Below are 16,331 nucleotides of genomic sequence, written 5' to 3' on the forward strand. Positions count from 1 at the left end.
CCCGTACGAGAGTCCGTACGAGGATTCCCTGCCCGTACGAGGATTCAGGCCGCCCCGCGCGCGCGTCCCGGCGCGAGGGTGACGAGCGCGGCGAGCAGCAGTGCCGCGAGGACCGCTCCGGCCGCCGCCGCCCAGTCGCCGGCCGTCAGCAGGGGCGCGGCGACGGCGGAGCCGACGACCCCGGCGAGGAAGTAGAGCAGCAGGTAGACGCCGCTGAGGCTGCCGGAGCGGGCGGGGTCGACGGCGAGGACGCGGGTCTGGTTGGCGGCCTGCGCGGCGAAGCAGCCCGCGTCGACGAGGGCGAGCCCGGCGGCGGTGACGGCGGGCCGGTCGAGCCCGGTGTACAGCAGCGCGGCGCCCGCGGCCGCCACCGCGAGGGAGCCGCGCACGACGGCGAGCGGACCGTACCGGTCGCCGAGGCGCCCGGCGAGCGGCAGGGCGGCGAACCCGAGGGCGCCCGCGAGGCTGTACAGCCCGATGGCGGCGGCGTCGAGGCCGTACGGGGGCGCGGCGAGCCGGAGCGTGAGCGCCACCCAGACGAGGCTGAACGCGAAGTACCACAGGCCGCCCGCGAGGACCGCCCGGCGCAGGGTGCGGTGGCGGCGCAGCAGTCCCGGCGCGGCGGCGAGCGTGGCGAGGTAGCCGGCGCCGGGGACGGGCCGCTCGGCGGGCAGCAGCAGGCGGGCGGCGAGGGCGCAGGCGAGGACGAGCGCGGCGAAGGCGAGCAGCATGCCGCGCCAGCCGACGGCGTCGGTGAGGGCGCCCCCGACCAGGCGGCTCAGCAGGATCCCGGCGGACATCCCGGCGGCGACGAGCGCGACGGCGCTGCCCCGGCGGGCGGGCCCCGCGCCGCGTCCGGCGATGGTGGAGGCCATGGCGCTGACGCAGGCGCCGGCGCCCACGACCACGTACGCCACGAGCAGGGCGGGGAGGGTGCGGGCGCTCGCGGCGAGGAGCAGCCCGGCGGCGAGGACGGCGAGCTGGGCGGGGACGAGGCGGCGGGGCGCGGTGCGGTCGGCGAGCGGCAGCAGGAACGCGAACCCGGCGATGCAGCCCGTCAGCGCGGCCGTGGTGACCAGGCCGACGGCGGCGGCGGGCGTGCCGGTGTCGCGGGCGATGTCGGCGAGGGCGGGCTGCACCGCGTAATTGTTGGCGAGGGCCACCCCGGCGGTGCAGGCGAGCAGGGCGTTGGCGCCGCGCGGCAGGCTCACGGGGCCGTGTCGCGGACGAGGACGACGGCGTAGCGGCAGGCGCGGTCGTTGGCGTTGACGAAGACGCAGGGGGCTGGCGGGCCGAGGGCGACGGTGTCGCCGGGGCCGAGTTCGTGGACGAGGTCGCCCTCGTGGAAGGTGAGGTGCCCGTCCAGGACCCAGACGGTCTGCCGGTGGAAGGCGAACGCGGCGCTCGGGTACGGCACGCGCGCGCCCGGAGGCAGCCGGATCTCGGCGACCTCGGCGGGGAAGCCCGGGGCGGTGATCTGGCGGCGCTCGTAGCCGGTCGCGGGGTCCTGCCACAGCGGTGCGTCATCGGCGCGGCGTACGCGCTCGGGCGGTGCCTCGGGGTCGAGGAGGGTGGCGACGCTGAGCCGGAACGCGGCGGACAGCTTGCCGAGGACGACGGCGGTCGGGCTGCTCTCGCCGCGCTCCACGCGGTGGATCATCGCCCGTGAGACCCCGGAGTGCTCCGCGAGGTCCGCGAGGGTCCAGCCGCGCCGGTCCCGCTCGGCGCGGACGCGCGCGCCGATCCGCTCCACGAGGGGGTCTACGATATTGGACATGGATCTAGCATATGAGACGGGACGCGGGGAGGTGACCGTCCGCCCGGCGCGGGCCGACGACCTCGACGCCGTGCTCGCCATCCGCAACCACGCCATCGCGCACGGCACCGCCCTGTGGACGGACACGCCGCAGACGCGCGCGGAGGGCGCGGCCTGGCTCGGCGCGCATCTGGCGCGGGGTTCGGCGTACGTGGCCGAGCGCGGCGGCGCGGTCGTCGGGTTCGGGGTGTACGGGCCGTGGAAGGACTACTCGGGGTTCGCGCACACCGTGGAGAACTCGGTGTACGTGGCCGAGGGCGCGCACGGCGCGGGCATCGGCTCGGCGCTGCTGGCGACGCTCGTCGCGTCGGCGCGGGCGGCGGGCCTGCATGTGATGGTCGCCGGCATCGAGTCGGGCAACGCGGCCTCGATCCGGCTGCACGAACGCCATGGCTTCGAGCACGCGGGGACGGTGCGCGAGGTGGGCCGCAAGTTCAGCCGCTGGCTGGACCTGACGCTGATGCGGCTGCCGCTGGAGTAGCGGCGGCACCCCGTGATCGGCTGCCGGCGTGGGGTCACAGGCTCTCCACCGCGCCCGTCCTGGCTCTCGCCAGGGCCGCGTCCAGGGCGATGCGGACCTCGTTGTCGAGCCCGCCGCCGTGGGTCCAGGCCACCAACTGGTCGGCGACGACGCGCAGTTTCGTGTTGGTGTGCTGCGAGACCTCCCGCAGCACCGTCCAGCCCCGGTCGGGGGTGAGCCCGCCGAGGACGATGACGACGCCGATCGCCTGGTCGACGACGGTGTGCGATGCGATGGCCTGGTGGAGTTGGCGCACCTCGTTCTCGAGCACGTCGATCCGCTCGTGTCCGCCTTGCTCCGCCATCAGCACCCGCCCTTCTTCGATGATCTCGTACGTCCCCACTGTCGACGGCCGCTGACCGGCGCGACGACTCGCTGAGCGAACACTTCTGCGGGCCGCGGTCCATAAAACGAAACCGCGCGTGATGTGTACCTCTTTTTCGTTCGTCGCCCGGCTCGACGGCGTCGCCGTACGCTGCCGGACATGGAGACCGTCCACTTCGACAGCAGCGACATCTCAAGGACAGAGGCGTTCCTCTCCGAGGCGTACGCCAAGATGCGCATCGGCAACGGCACTCCCGACAGCAGCCGGGCCCAGATCGTGCGCACGGCCGTACCGGGGCTGAGCATCGACGAGCTCGACCTCGACTTCGACATGCGGTACGCGGTCACGCCGCTCGGCAAGATCTGCCTGTGCGTCGTCCATGACGGCACCATCGACGACCACAGTTTCGCGGGCGTGGAGGACGAGGCGTTCGGACCCGGTGACGTGGTGTCGTTCGCGCCGCCGGAGCTGCCGTACGAGGGGCGGATCCGCGGCGCCCGCTACAACATCACGATGCTGGACACGGATCTGCTGACGCAGGTCGCGGCGAACGCCCCGCAGTCGCCGGCCGGCCCGGTGCGGCTGACCGGGCACCGCCCGACGTCGCAGGCGGCGGGCCGCGCCCTGCACCGCTCGATCGTGCATGTGCGGGACCACGTCCTGGGCGAGCCGGAACTGGCCGCCGAGCCGCTGGTGGTGTCGACCGCGCTCCAGCATCTGGCGGCGAGCGTGCTGGCCGCGTTCCCGAACACCGCGCTGATCCGGCCCACGGGCACCGACCGGCACGACGCGCATCCGGCGACGCTGCGCCGGGCCATGGCGTACATCGACGCGCACGCGCACGAGCCGCTGTCGGTCGCGGACATCGCGGCGGCCGCCCATGTCACCGTGCGGGCGTTGCAGTACGCGTTCCGCCGCCATCTGGACACCACGCCGCTGGCGTACGTGCGCCGGGTCCGGCTGGAGCACGCCCACGAGGAGCTGCGGGACACCGATCCCGTGGCGACCGGCGCGACGGTGACGTCCGTCGCGGCCCGCTGGGGCTTCCACCACCCGGGCCGCTTCGCCTCGCTGTACCGCAGGACGTACGGCCGCCCGCCGCTGCGCACGCTCACCGAGGGCTGAGGGGCCCACGCGCGGGTCGGCGCCTGAGTACGGATACTCAGGCGCCACCCGTCACTTCACCCTCGTGGCGGCGGCGCGGGGCCGCCACGATGAAGCCCTTTCCGTGTCGAGAGAGGGTTTCCATGAGCCGCGACCGCCTGCATGTGCGCAGCGCCACCACCGAGGACCTGGAGTGGGTCCACGAGCTGCGGCACCGGGTGTACGCCCTCGAACTGGGCCAGCACCGGCCGGTCGCCGAGGGCCGGTTGAGCGACGCGCTCGACGGCACGGGCATCGTCCATCTCGTCGTGGCGCGCGGCGCGGAGCGCGTCGGGTTCGTCAGTGTCACGCCGCCGTGGGCGGGCCGCTACAGCCTCGACAAGTATCTGAGCCGGGCGGAGCTGCCGGTGCTGGACGAGGCCGGTGTGTTCGAGGTGCGGCTGCTCACGGTCGAGCCGGGGCGGCGCGCGACGGCGGCGGCGCCGCTGCTGATGTACGCGGCGCTGCGCTGGGCCGCGTCCCGGGGCGCGCGCCGGATCGTGGCGATGGGCCGCACCGACCTGCTCGGCATGTACGAGGCGGCGGGCCTGCGGACGGTAGGGCACACCGTGCGCTCGGGCGCGGTGACGTTCGAGGTGCTGACGGGCGCGGTGCCGGAGCTGACGGCGGGCGCGCTCCGCCGGTTCGGCCCGGCGCTGGACCGGCTGCGGGCGGGCGTGGACTGGGAGCTGGACATGCCGTTCGCGCCCGCGCCGGACGGCTGCGAGCACGGCGGCGCGTCGTTCACGGCGATCGGCGCGGACTTCCGGACGCTGGAGCGGCGCCATGAGATCGTCGCCGCCGATGTGCTGGACGCGTGGTTCGCGCCCGCGCCCGGGGTGGGCGAGGCGCTGGCCGTGGACCCCGCGTGGGCGGCGCGGACCTCGCCGCCGTCGGCCGCGCAGGGGCTGATCGCCGAGATCGCGGGCGCCCGTGACCTGCCGGAGAGTTCCCTCGCGGTGGGCGCCGGTTCCTCGGACCTCATCTTCCGGGCGTTCGGCCACTGGCTGACGCCGGACAGCCGCGTCCTGCTCACGGACCCGGCGTACGGGGAGTACGCGCACGTCACCGAGCGGGTCGTGGGCTGCCGGGTGGACCGGCTGCCGCTGCGCCGCGAGGACGGCTGGCGGATCGACCCGGACCGGCTCGCCGCGCAGGTCGCCGCGCACCCCTATGACCTCGTCGTCCTCGTGAACCCGAACAATCCGACGGGCCGGCACGCCCCGGCGGCCGGGCTGCGGCCCGTGCTCGCGGCGGCGCCCGCCCGCACCCGCTGGTGGATCGACGAGACGTACCTCGGGTACGCGGCGCCCGACGACTCCCTCGCGCCGCTCGCCGCGGCCGACGAGCGGGTGACGGTGTGCACGTCCCTGTCGAAGATGTACGCGCTGTCCGGCATGCGGGCCGCCTATCTCGTCGCCGGCCCCGGCACGGCGGCGGAGCTGCGGCGCCGGACACCGCCGTGGCCGGTGAGCCTTCCCGCGCAGCTCGCCGCCGTCGCCGCGCTGCGCGATCCGGCGTACTACGCGGAGCGCTGGGCCCGTACGCACGCGCTGCGCGCCGAACTCGCGGGGGCGCTCGCCGAGTTGGACCCGGCGTGGGAGGTGGAGGAGTCGGTGGCGAACTTCCTGACGGTGTTCCTGCCGCCGGACGGGCCGAGCGCCGCCCGCCTGGTGGAGCGCTGCCGCCTGGACGGCGTGTATCTGCGGGACCTGTCGCCGCTGTCGGCGCGCTACGAGGGGCGTGCGGTGCGGATCGCGGTGCGCGGCGCCGAGGAGAACGCCCGGACGGTCGCGGCCTGCCGGTCCGCCCTCGCCGCGCTGCGCCCTGCCGCTCATGCCGCTCCGGCCGCTCCGGCCGCGGTGGGGGCCGCGCTGTGACGACGGCGGCGGCGCTCGCGCCGGTCCTCGGCGGGGCACTGGCGGTCGGCGGGGTGGCCGTCGTGGCGTCCCGGCGCCGGGAGCTGATGGTGCGGTGGTGCGCGTGGGCGGTGGGGGTGCCGCTGGTGACGGGCGCGTTCTGGTGGGGACCGTCCGGCGCGGCGCTGGTCGCGGGGGCGGCGGGGGTGGTGGCGGTCGCGGAGTTCGGGGCGCTGACCCGGCTGCCGCGCGCGGACCGGCTGGTGCTGGGCGCGGCCGTGGTGGGCCTGGTGGTGACGGTGTGGCTGGCGCCGGGCCAGGTCGCCCGGGTGGCGGGGGCGGCGGCGCTCGCGGTGGCGGCGGTGCCGTTGCTGGCGGCGGACGCGGAGGACGGGCTGCGGCGGCTGGCCACGGGGCTGCTCGGGCTGGTGTGGCTCGGGGTGCTCGCGGGGCTCGTGCCGCTCGGCGCGGACGGGCTCGCGCTGTTCGTCGCGGTGTCGGTCGCGGACATCACGGCCTACTTCGCGGGCCGCCGCCTGGGCGGCCCGCGCCTGTCGCCCCTCTCCCCTGCCAAGCGCTGGAGCGGCACTCTGGCGGGCGCGGTCGCGGGCGTCGGTGCCCTGGCCGCGCTGTCGGTGCTCAGCTGGCCGGCGGCGCTCGCGGTGGCGGTCGGCGGCCCGGCGGGCGATCTCCTGGAGTCGATGGTGAAGCGCGGCGCCCGGGTGAAGGACGCGGCCGGCTGGCTCCCCGGCTCCGGCGGCCTCCTGGACCGCGTCGACTCCCTGCTCGTGGCGCTGGCGGTGGTGCTGCTCACCCGCTGAGGGTCTGGGCTCAGCGCCCCAGAGTGCCGGGTGCGCTGTGGCTGGGCGCGCAGTTCCCCGCGCCCCTGAGGGAGTCGGCCTCAGCGCCAACTCCCAGCCCCTCCGGCGCTTGAGGAGCGGGGCCTGGGGCAGCGCCCCAGAGTGCCGGGTACGTCGGGGCTGGGCGCGCAGTTCCCCGCGCCCCTGAGGGAGTCGGCCTCAGCGCCAACACCCAGCCCCTCCGGCGATTGAGGAGCGGGGCCTGGGGCAGCGCCCCAGAGTGCCGGGTGCGCTGTGGCCGCTCGCGCAGTTCCCCGCGCCCCTCAGGGAGTCGGCCTCAGCGCCAACACCCACCCCCTCCGGCGATTGAGGAGCGGGGCCTGGGGCAGCGCCCCAGAGTGCCGGGTGCGTCGTGGCTGAGCGCGCAGTTCACCGCGCCCCTGAGGGAGTTGGCCTCAGCGCCAAACATCCAGCCCCTCCGGCGATTGAGGAGCGGGGGCTGGGGCAGGGCCCCAGAGTGCCGGGTTCGCTGTGGCTGGGCGCGCAGTTCCCCGCGCCCCTGGCGGGGTTGGGCTGAGCGCCGAACTTACAGCCTCTCCGGCGCGCGGGGCATGGTGCTCAGCCCGCGTGCCGGGCCATCCACTCCTCGACCTCGGACGAGGAACGCGGCAGGCCCGCCGAGAGGTTCTCGTGGCCGTCCGCCGTGACGAGGAGGTCGTCCTCGATGCGGACGCCGATGCCCCGGTACTCCTCGGGCACGGTCAGGTCGTCGGCCTGGAAGTAGAGGCCGGGCTCGACGGTGAGGACCATGCCGGGCTCCAGGACCCCGTCGACGTACTCGCTGGTCCGCGCCTGCGCGCAGTCGTGCACGTCGAGGCCGAGCATGTGCCCGGTGCCGGCCATGGTGAAGCGGCGCTGGAGGCCCAGCTCGTAGGCCCGGTCGGCGGGGCCCTCGATGAAGCCCCACTCGACGAGCCGGGCGGCGAGATGGCGCTGGGCCACCTCGTGGAAGTCGCGGTAGGCGGCGCCCGGCTTCACGGCGGCGAACCCGGCCTCCTGCGCCTCGTACACCGCGTCGTACACCTCGCGCTGTACGGGCGTGAAGGTGCCGTCGATCGGCAGGGTGCGGGTGACGTCGGCGGTGTAGAGGCTGCGGGCCTCGACGCCCGCGTCGAGCAGGAGCAGGTCGCCGGGGCGGACCGGGCCGTCGTTGTCGGTCCAGTGCATGATCGTGGCGTGCGGTCCCGAGGCGCAGATCGTGCCGTAGCCGACGGCGTTGCCCTCCAGGCGGGCGCGGCGGAAGAACGTGCCCTCGATCCAGCGCTCGGACGTGGCGACGGCGCGGGAGAGTTCGCCGACGACGTCGGTGAAGCCGCGCACGGTCGCGTCGACGGCCTTGCGCAGCTCGCCGATCTCCCAGTCGTCCTTGACGGCGCGCAGGTCGCTGAGCGCCTCTTCGAGTCCGGCGTCGCGGGCGGGGTCGGTGGTGACGGCGGCTTCGAGGGCGGGGGCGACGCCGCGCACGATGCGGGTGGGTACGCCGGTGCTCGCGGCGGCGAGGTCGGCGGCGGCGGTGCGCACGTCGCGGCAGGGCAGCCCGAGGACGCGCTCGGACTCGGCGAGGGAGCGGCGGCGGCCCATCCACAGTTCGGCGTGGGCGCCGGTCCAGAACTCATCGTCGTCACGGCTGTCGCGCGGCAACTGGAAGCAGTACGCGTCGTGCCCGCCGTCCGCGCGCGGCTCAAGTACGAGGGCGCCGTCGCGGGCCTGGTCGCCGGTCATGTGGACGTAGGCGGAGTGCGGGCGGAAGGGGTAGGTGTCGTCGTTGGAGCGCACCTTGAGGTTGCCGGAGGGCACGATCAGCCGCTCGCCGGGGAAGCGGGCGGAGAGCGCGGCACGGCGCCGCGCGGCGTACGGGGACTGCGGCGCGGGCTCCAGGTCATGGCGCTCGGTGTCCGCCCACCCGGTGCGCATCAGCGCGGACAGCTCCGCGGAGATCCCTGCGTACAGCCCGTTCTTGCGGCCCTCTGCCACGGCGTCCACCCTTCTGCGGTCCAGTTCGGTCCCGGGCACCGTACGCCTGCGGGAGCCCGTCCGGCGCCCATCTCTGCCATTGGCACGATTCGGCCACGCGGCGGGCGCGCACCGCCGATAATGCGGACATGACGCAGCGCTCCACCCCGCCTACGACGCCCGCGCCCACGCCCCCGCCCGCCGACCGTCTCGGCGCGGCGCTGCGCCGCCTCGGCGTGGACGCGGACGCGGCCCGCATGTACGCGACGCTGCTGGAACGGGCGCCCGCTCCGCTCGACGAGATCGCGGGCGCGGCGGGCCTGAGCGTCAGGTCGGCGGGGCGGGCGTACGCGGCGCTGGTGGACGCCGGTCTCGCGGGCGCCCCCGACGCCGGTGAGGGCCTGCCCGTACCGCCGGGCGCGGCGCTCGACGCGCTGGTGCGGCGCAGGTCGGCGAAGATCGAGGAGTCGCGGGTCGCGGTGGGCGGCGCGTTCGAGGCGTTCCGGCGGCGCAGGGTCGCCGCGCACGACGCGCACCTCGTGGAGGTCGTCACCGGGGAGGCCGTCGGCCCGCGCATGCGGCAGGCGTGGCGCGGGGCGCGGGAGCAGATCCGACAGTTGGAGTCGCCGCCGTACGTGCCGCTGCCGGGGGCGACCGACGACGCGCTGGAGACGCTGGCGCGGGGCGTCACGCAGCGAGTGGTCTACTCGCGGGAGTCGCTGCACCACCCGGGCCGTCTCAAGGACGCCATCGAGCCGTGCGTCAACGCGGGCGAGCAGGCACGGGTGCTGCCGTCGGTGCCGGTGAAGCTGGTGATCGTGGACGAGGCGTGCGCGCTGGTGTCGCTGGCGCTCGTGGACGCGGACGTGCACCACACGATGCTGGTGGTGCAGCCGTGCGGGCTGCTGTCGGCGCTGATCGCCCTGTTCGAGCAGTGCTGGCGCGACGCGCTGCCCTTCCACGGCAGCACGGCCCTGCCGGGCGGTCTCGCACCCGCCGACCGGCGCCTGCTGTGGCTGCTGGCGGGCGGGGCGGGCGACGAGACCGTGGCGCGGGAGTTGGGCATCAGCCGCCGCACCCTGTACCGGCGCCTTCAGGTGCTGATGACGCGGCTCGGGGCGGCGAACCGGTTCCAACTGGCGTTGCAGGCGGGGCGCCAGGGCTGGCTGTGAGCCCCGGCGGGGCGGCCTGCTAGGGCATGACCCGAAGGACAGGCCCCAGGTCAGTCCGAGGACACGGTCAGGACGAGCTTGCCGCGGGTGTGGCCCTCGGCGTTGAGCCGCCAGGCGTCGGCGGTCTCGGCGAGCGGGAAGACGCGTTCGACGTGGACGGGCAGCTTGCCCCGGTCGGCGAGGTCCGCGAGGGCGGTGAGCCCGTCGTGGTCGGGCCGCACCCACACGTAGTGGCCGCCCGCGCTCGCCGCCTCCGGGTCCACGATCGAGGCGAGGCGCGCGGGGTCGCGCAGCAGGTCGAGGGAGGCGGCGACCGATCCGGCGCCCGCGAAGTCGAGCACGGCGTCCACGCCGTCGGGCGCCAGTTTCCGTACGCGGTCCCCGAGCCCGTCCCCGTACGCGACGGGCTCGGCGCCCAGTTCCCGTACGAAGTCGTGGTTGCGGGGGCTCGCGGTGCCGATGACGCGGGCGCCCCGGTCGGCGGCGAGACGGACGCCGAGGGAGCCGACGCCGCCCGCCGCGCCGTGCACGAGGACCGTGTCGCCGGCGCGGACCCCGACGCGGTCGAGGGACTGGAGGGCGGTGAGGCCGGCCAGCGGCACGGCGGCGGCCTCCTCCCAGCTCAGGGCGGCGGGCTTGCGGGCGATGAGGCGTACGTGCGCGGAGACGAGTTCGGCGTACGCGCCGTGCTGGACGACGTCCTTGCGGACGTAGCCGAAGACCTCGTCGCCGGGCGCGTACTCCTCCACGTCGAGGCCGACGCGTTCGACGACTCCGGCGACGTCCCAGCCGGGGACGAGCGGGAAGTGCGTGTACATGAGCGCGTCGAGGCCGCCGGAGGCGTGCTTCCAATCGACGGGGTTGACGCCCGCCGCCCGCACCCGGATCAGGACCTCGCCGGGCGCGACCTTCGGTTCGGGCAGGTCGGTCAGGCGCAGGTCGTCGGGGCCGCCGTAGGCGTCGAGGGCGATGGCCTTCATGCGGCACCTCCCGCGCGGGCGGGCTCGGCCGCGGTCACGGCGGTCAAGGCGGTCTGGGTCACGGTCATGGGACCTCCTTCGGTCGCGCTTCGGTCCGTGCGGGCCGTACGCGACGACCCCGCACGGAGCACTGCTTGCACACAACCATAGACGCACTACGCGAATGTCGTCATTTGCATTTAACCCGCGCGTGCAAGTAATGTCGTGGCTGTCCGAGGCGCCGTCCCCCGACCGGGGACCGCCGCCTCTCCTGTTCCACCGTGCGCACAGACCGCACCCCCGCACCACCCGGAAGGACCCCCGCCATGGCACCCGCCACCGTCACCCTCAACAACGGCGTCACGATCCCGCAGCTCGGCTTCGGCGTCTTCCAGGTCCCCGACGAGGAGACCACCGCGGCCGTCTCCGCCGCCCTGGACGCCGGGTACCGCTCCATCGACACCGCCGCGATCTACGGCAACGAGGCGGGCGTCGGCCGCGCCCTCGCCGAGTCCGGGATCGCCCGCGAGGAGCTGTTCCTGACGACGAAGCTGTGGAACGCCGACCAGGGCCACGACGCCACGCTCCGCGCCTTCGACGCCTCGCTCGCCAAGCTCGGCGTCGACTACGTCGACATGTACCTGATCCACTGGCCGACCCCGGAGCGCGACCTGTACCGCGAGACCTGGAAGGCCATCGAGCGGCTGGTCGCGGACGGCCGGGTGCGCGCCGCCGGCGTCTCCAACTTCCAGCCGGCCCACCTCCAGCGCCTCCTCGACAGCTCCGACCTCGTGCCGGCGGTCAACCAGATCGAGCTGCACCCCGGCCTCCAGCAGCGCGAACTGCGCGCCCTGCACGCCGAGAAGGGCATCGTCACCGAGGCGTGGAGCCCGCTCGCCCAGGGCGCGGTCCTCGGCGACGAGACGCTGACCGCGCTCGCCGAGCGGTACGGGAAGTCGCCCGCACAGGTCGTCCTGCGCTGGCACCTCCAGCTCGGCAACGTCGTCATCCCGAAGTCGGTGACCCCGGCCCGCATCCGCCAGAACCTCGACGTCTTCGACTTCACGCTGACCGACGACGAGATGGCGGCCGTGGCCGGCCTGGACCGCGACCTGCGCACGGGCCCGCACCCCGACGAGCTGAACTGACCCCGCTCCCCCGCCCGCGCCTCAGCCTCAGTCCCCGCCCCCACCCCCGCCCCCACCGTCAGGCGCTGGCGGGGGTGGCGCGCAGCAGGACGAGCGAACCGAGGTAGGCGGGCCGGCCGCGCAGATGCCCGTACGCCTCGTCCCAGGTACCGGAGCCGAGCGCGCGGCGCAGCGAGAAGTCGAACTCCTGGCGGGCCCGGTCGTCCAGGAAGCTCCAGGCCGGGGACGCCTGCCGCACCGCCGGGTCGAGCAGCAGTTCGGGGCGCCCGTAGTACGCCAGGTCCTCGGCGGCCGCCTCGAGCGCGGTCGCCAGTTGCGCGGGGCGGCGCACGCGCAGGGCCGGTGACGGCTCGACGGCCGTGACGGTGTGCGCGCGGCTCTCGTACGCGCCGACGCCCGCGCCGACGTTCAGGACGGTGTCGGCGTCACCGAGCGCCCGCGCGACGACCCGGGCGATACGGGCGTCGGGGCGGCCGCGGCGCGGGGGGTGTCGGGCGCCGGGGGCACGGGAAGCGGTGGCGAGGCCCCGGGCGCCCCCTTCGTGGCTGCGCATGACCATGGAAGACCTCGCCTCGGGGCCTCGATCCGGCCGGGACGAGGACCCCGCCCCGGACAACTCCTTCATCTTGCATCTGCGAGGCGAATAAGGATGGATGGCTTGCTGATGCTTGGGTGATTACTCAAACAGGCTCGTGTCTGCACCTGTCGTTTTGGACGTTGCGCCGGTGGGATCACGGCTTTTCGCCCCGGCGCGCGATCGGCGGGGCCCCCGGCCCGTATCCGCCGCACTCGGCGGTGGCCCGGGCCCTCGGCCGACCCGCACGATGATCCGGACACCGCAGTCGTGCACCGGGCAGTTCTCCCGGTGGCCGGCGTACTCGTCCGCCCGTCGGCCGGTCCCCGGTGCCGCCCTCTCACCCCGCCGGGCCCCCCCTTGCCCGGCGTGCGCGACCGGGGGCCCGGGCCGGCCGCCGCGCGGACGGGGCGGGTCGTGTCGAACCGACGGCGACCGGCCGCACATCGGTCGCCAGTGACAGGGAGTTGAACGATGAAGGCAGCACGCTTCCACGCAAAAGAAGACCTCCGCGTGGAGGAGGTCCCCGAGCCGAGCCCCGGCCCGGGCCAGGTGAAGCTGCGCAACGCCTACGCCGGCATCTGCGGCTCCGATCTGCACCTGTACTTCTATCCGGAATCCATGCCGTTCGACGTGCACGCGCCGCACCCGGTGACGGGCGCGATGGCGCCGCTGATCGTGGGCCACGAGTTCTCGGGCACGGTCGTCGAGGTCGGCGAGGGCGTCACGGACATCCAGGTCGGCGACCGCTGCGCCGTCTACCCGCAGCAGGTCTCCTGCGGCACCTGCACGGCCTGCCGCCGCGGCCGCCCGTTCATCTGCACGAAGATGGCGGCGCTCGGCGCGAACGTCGAGGGCGGCGGCCTCGCCCAGTACACGGTCTGCGACGCGCGGACCGCGCACGTCCTGCCGCAGAACGTGGACCTGCGCATGGGCGCGCTCGTCGAGCCGATGTCCGTGGGCTGGCACGCGGTGACCCGCAGCGGCGTCGAGGCCGGCGGCAGCGCGCTGGTCATGGGCGCGGGCCCCATCGGCATCGGCGCCTGGTTCGCGTTCAAGGCCAAGGGGGTCGACAAAGTCCTCGTCTCGGAGCCGAACGCGGAGCGGCGCGGCGTCCTCGCCGCCCTCGGCGCGCACGTCGTCGACCCGGCGAACGAGGATCTGGCCGCCGCCGTCGCCGCGCTCACCGACGGCGAGGGTGTGGACGCGGCGGTGGACGCGGCCGGCGCGGGGGCCGCGTTCACCAGTGCGGTGGCCTCGCTGGCGCCGGGCGGTCGCGTCGTCGCCACGGCGCTGCACGAGCATGCGCTGGAGTTCAATCCGACGCCGCTGATGATGCACGAGACCGAGGTCATCGGCTCGGTCGGTTACCGTCCCGAGGAGTTCGACGCGGTCATCTCCGCGATGGCCGAGGGGTTCTACGACACGGCCGGGTGGGTGCGGGAGATGTCGATGGACGAGGCGGTGGACGCCCTGCGTCTGCTCCGTTCCGGGGCAGGCGGCAAAATCCTCCTCACCATCGACTGACCGAGCCCCAGAGTGCCGGGTGCGTCGTGGCCGCTCGCGCAGTTCCCCGCGCCCCTGACGGGGCTGCCAATCCCGGTGCCTTTCGGGCGCCGCCCGCCCCCGCCGCCTTGGGCAGTCTGCCTCCCCCAGACTTCGTCCGGGGGGACCCCCAGGGCGGCACGGGTGGGCAAGGCGGCACCCAGCGCCGGGTGCGTTGATGTTGTACGTCCAGTTAAGCCCCGGTGGGGCTTCTCGCGCAGTTCCCCGCGCCCCTGACGGGGCTCACCTCAGCGCCGGTCAATTCAAGCCCCTCCGGCGATTGAGGAGCGGGGGCTGGGGCGGAGCCCCAGAGTGCCGGGTTCGTCGTGGCTGGGCGCGCAGTTCCCCGCGCCCCTGAGGGGGCTGACCTCAGCGCCGATCCATGTACTAAAAGAAGGAGCCCCGATGCCCGCTAACCCGCCGCGCCCCCCGTTCGACCCGGAACTGGACGCCGTACTCGCCGCCCTCGCCGCCCAACTCCCCCCGACGATGACGGCAGAAATGATCCCGTACATGCGTCAGGCAGAACCCGCCGAGGTCACCGACGACATGCTGAAGGCACGCGCGCTGGCCCGCCGCGACGTCACCGTCCCCGGCCACCTCGGCGAGGACATCACCCTCTCGGTGATCACCCGCGAGGACCACCGCGGCTACGGCCCCGGCATCTACCACACGCACGGCGGCGGCATGGTCAGCGGCGACCGGTTCTCGGGCCTGATCCAGGCGCTGCCGTGGGTCGTGGAGCACGACGCCGTCCTCGTGACCGTGGACTACCGGCTGGCGCCCGAGCACCCGGACCCGTACCCCGTCGAAGACGCGTACGCGGGACTGCTGTGGACCGCCGAGCACGCCCGCGAGATCGGCATGGACCCGCACCGCCTGCTGATCGCCGGCCAGAGCGCGGGCGGCGGCATCGCGGCCGGCGTCACCCTGCTCGCGCGCGACCGGCAGGGCCCGCCGCTGCTCGGCCAGGTGCTCATCTACCCGATGCTCGACGACCGGGACCGCACGGTCTCCGCCGCGCAGTTCGAGGGCATCGGCCTGTGGGACCGCGCGAGCAACGTCATGGGCTGGACCGCCCTGCTCGGCGAGCGGCGCGGCACGGACGACGTGTCGGTGTACGCGGCTCCCGCGCGCGCCACGGACCTGTCGGGGCTGCCGCCCGCGTACATCGACTGCGGTTCGGCGGAGGTCTTCCGCGACGAGGACGTGGCGTACGCGGGGGCGCTGTGGGCGGCGGGTGTGCAGGCGGAACTGCATGTGTGGCCCGGCGGCTTCCACGGCTTCGACCTCACCGCGCCGCACACCGCGCTCGCGCACGCGATGACGGCCGCGCGGAACGCCTGGGTGGCGCGCACGCTGGGCGCCTGAGCCGGCCCGGCGCCGCGTGGCGTGGATCTCGCTAGACTGTGCGAAAGGGCGCAAAGGAGTGCACATTGCACCAGTTGGTGAGGCGGTTGAACGCCCTCGATCCGGAGGCCGGCGAGTTTCTGCGGATCGTGTCCTACTTCGACGTCCTCTTCGCGCGCGGCGCCGGGCTCGACGGGTTGTTGCGCGGCGCGGCGGTGCTGTCCGGGACGGTCGCCGGCGCGGAGATCCGCGGCCGGGTCAGCAGACGTGACCCGGACGGGCGCCTGCTGCCGGCCGCCGCCGAGCCCGAGGCGCCCCACCGCTCCGGCGAGCGCGCGCACGCGGACCGGCGGGTGTGGCTGGAGCGGGAGGGCGAGCCGGGTCCGCACGACGAGATGATCGTGGAGCGTCTCGCGCTCGGCGTGGAACTCCTGGAGGCCCGCCGCCGCCCGGACGGCGGCCTCGACGCCGTCATCGACGCGTCCCGCCCGCTCGCCGAGCGCGTCACGCTGCTGTCCCGGTTCCGCGTGGACGCGGGGACGCGGGTGCGGCTCGTCGCCACGTTCGCGGACTCCCCCGAGTCCGATCCCGGTAAGGGCGCGCCGAGCGCGATCGTGCCGACCCGGTACGGGCTGCTGCGGGCGACGCTCGACGCGCACGGCGGGATCGAGCCGCCCGGGCCCGTCGGCTACGGGACCTGGACGCGCGCCGACCAGGCCCCCGAGTCCTGGGACGCGGCGATCGTGGCGCTGCGCCTGACGGACGCGGAGAACCCGGCCGTCCGGGCGGAGGACCTGGGCGCGATGCTGCTGCTCGCGCAGGCGTACGACGCGCGGACCCCGCACCCGGACGTGCTGGCCCTCGCCGGCCTCGACCCGCGCTCCGCCGCCATCCTCCAGACACTGGTGGAGTCCGACAGCATCCGCTCGGCCGCCGCCGAACTCGGCATGCACCACTCGACCGTGCAGGCCCGCCACGACGCCCTGACCCACGCCATCGGCTACGACCCCCACACGAACCTGGGCCGCATGCGCTACATCGCGGCGGCCCTGCTCCTGCGCCTGACCGACCCGGCGGCCCCGGGCAGCACCCGCGAGGACTGACGCG

At 75.0% G+C, this 16,331-nt stretch carries 15 protein-coding genes; 9 read left to right on the forward strand and 6 right to left on the reverse strand.

The genetic code is table 11. The features are described from left to right. Positions 1-44: 44 nt before the first annotated feature. On the reverse strand, positions 45-1,211 hold the full coding sequence (locus ACZ7LY_RS19460; RefSeq protein ID WP_471625864.1) for an MFS transporter: 1,167 nt from the start codon (positions 1,209-1,211) through the stop codon (positions 45-47). Next, positions 1,208-1,777: a helix-turn-helix domain-containing protein gene (locus ACZ7LY_RS19465; RefSeq protein WP_471625865.1), complete on the reverse strand. Its 570-nt coding sequence runs from the start codon at positions 1,775-1,777 to the stop codon at positions 1,208-1,210. Before ACZ7LY_RS19465 ends, ACZ7LY_RS19460 begins: the two co-directional genes overlap by 4 nt. Between ACZ7LY_RS19465 and ACZ7LY_RS19470 the strand changes: the two genes are divergently transcribed. After that, on the forward strand, positions 1,776-2,297 hold the full coding sequence (locus ACZ7LY_RS19470; protein ID WP_471625866.1) for a GNAT family N-acetyltransferase: 522 nt from the start codon (positions 1,776-1,778) through the stop codon (positions 2,295-2,297). The genes ACZ7LY_RS19465 and ACZ7LY_RS19470 overlap by 2 nt on opposite strands. A 34-nt stretch (positions 2,298-2,331) precedes the next feature. Here ACZ7LY_RS19470 and ACZ7LY_RS19475 read toward each other — a convergent pair whose 3' ends face one another. Further along, the gene (locus ACZ7LY_RS19475; RefSeq protein WP_471625867.1) at positions 2,332-2,640 is read right to left on the reverse strand and encodes an ANTAR domain-containing protein; all 309 of its coding nucleotides are present in this window, start codon (positions 2,638-2,640) and stop codon (positions 2,332-2,334) included. Between the two features lie 180 nt (positions 2,641-2,820). Between ACZ7LY_RS19475 and ACZ7LY_RS19480 the strand changes: the two genes are divergently transcribed. The 3 genes from ACZ7LY_RS19480 (at position 2,821) to ACZ7LY_RS19490 (ending at position 6,484) form a co-directional block, all read left to right on the forward strand. Further along, positions 2,821-3,786, forward strand: a complete 966-nt coding sequence (locus ACZ7LY_RS19480; RefSeq protein WP_471625868.1) for a helix-turn-helix transcriptional regulator — start codon at positions 2,821-2,823, stop codon at positions 3,784-3,786. Between the two features lie 122 nt (positions 3,787-3,908). Beyond that, the gene (locus ACZ7LY_RS19485) at positions 3,909-5,684 is read left to right on the forward strand and encodes an aminotransferase class I/II-fold pyridoxal phosphate-dependent enzyme (RefSeq protein ID WP_471625869.1); all 1,776 of its coding nucleotides are present in this window, start codon (positions 3,909-3,911) and stop codon (positions 5,682-5,684) included. Next, complete coding sequence (locus ACZ7LY_RS19490; protein WP_471625870.1) at positions 5,681-6,484, forward strand: phosphatidate cytidylyltransferase; 804 nt, start codon at positions 5,681-5,683, stop codon at positions 6,482-6,484. Before ACZ7LY_RS19485 ends, ACZ7LY_RS19490 begins: the two co-directional genes overlap by 4 nt. Positions 6,485-7,081: 597 nt before the next feature. Here ACZ7LY_RS19490 and ACZ7LY_RS19495 read toward each other — a convergent pair. Beyond that, the gene (locus tag ACZ7LY_RS19495) at positions 7,082-8,497 is read right to left on the reverse strand and encodes an aminopeptidase P family protein (protein ID WP_471625871.1); all 1,416 of its coding nucleotides are present in this window, start codon (positions 8,495-8,497) and stop codon (positions 7,082-7,084) included. Between the two features lie 128 nt (positions 8,498-8,625). Between ACZ7LY_RS19495 and ACZ7LY_RS19500 the strand changes: the two genes are divergently transcribed. Beyond that, positions 8,626-9,648 carry a helix-turn-helix domain-containing protein gene (locus tag ACZ7LY_RS19500; RefSeq protein WP_471625872.1) on the forward strand — a complete coding sequence of 341 codons (1,023 nt, stop codon included), beginning with the start codon at positions 8,626-8,628 and terminating at the stop codon, positions 9,646-9,648. Between the two features lie 50 nt (positions 9,649-9,698). On the opposite strand, the gene ACZ7LY_RS19505 is transcribed toward ACZ7LY_RS19500, so the two are convergent. Continuing rightward, the gene (locus tag ACZ7LY_RS19505) at positions 9,699-10,628 is read right to left on the reverse strand and encodes an NADP-dependent oxidoreductase (protein ID WP_471625873.1); all 930 of its coding nucleotides are present in this window, start codon (positions 10,626-10,628) and stop codon (positions 9,699-9,701) included. 305 nt (positions 10,629-10,933) lie between these two features. Here ACZ7LY_RS19505 and ACZ7LY_RS19510 point away from each other — a divergent pair, with 305 nt between their 5' ends. Then, positions 10,934-11,755: an aldo/keto reductase gene (locus tag ACZ7LY_RS19510; protein WP_471625874.1), complete on the forward strand. Its 822-nt coding sequence runs from the start codon at positions 10,934-10,936 to the stop codon at positions 11,753-11,755. Positions 11,756-11,813: 58 nt separating this feature from the next. Here the strand turns inward: ACZ7LY_RS19510 and ACZ7LY_RS19515 are convergent, their stop codons facing one another. Then, positions 11,814-12,308 (reverse strand): methyltransferase domain-containing protein, encoded by a 495-nt coding sequence (locus ACZ7LY_RS19515; RefSeq protein WP_471625875.1) that lies wholly within the window; start codon positions 12,306-12,308, stop codon positions 11,814-11,816. 495 nt (positions 12,309-12,803) lie between these two features. Here ACZ7LY_RS19515 and ACZ7LY_RS19520 point away from each other — a divergent pair, with 495 nt between their 5' ends. The 3 genes from ACZ7LY_RS19520 (at position 12,804) to ACZ7LY_RS19530 (ending at position 16,327) form a co-directional block, all read left to right on the forward strand. After that, positions 12,804-13,856: a zinc-binding dehydrogenase gene (locus ACZ7LY_RS19520; protein WP_471625876.1), complete on the forward strand. Its 1,053-nt coding sequence runs from the start codon at positions 12,804-12,806 to the stop codon at positions 13,854-13,856. Between the two features lie 423 nt (positions 13,857-14,279). Then, entirely contained in the window at positions 14,280-15,245 is a 966-nt protein-coding gene (locus ACZ7LY_RS19525) for an alpha/beta hydrolase (RefSeq protein ID WP_471625877.1), read from the forward strand. A gap of 65 nt (positions 15,246-15,310) precedes the next feature. Then, entirely contained in the window at positions 15,311-16,327 is a 1,017-nt protein-coding gene (locus ACZ7LY_RS19530; protein ID WP_471625878.1) for a hypothetical protein, read from the forward strand. Positions 16,328-16,331: the final 4 nt, after the last annotated feature.

It is taken from the genome of Streptomyces sp. NPDC107550, from assembly GCF_055639095.1.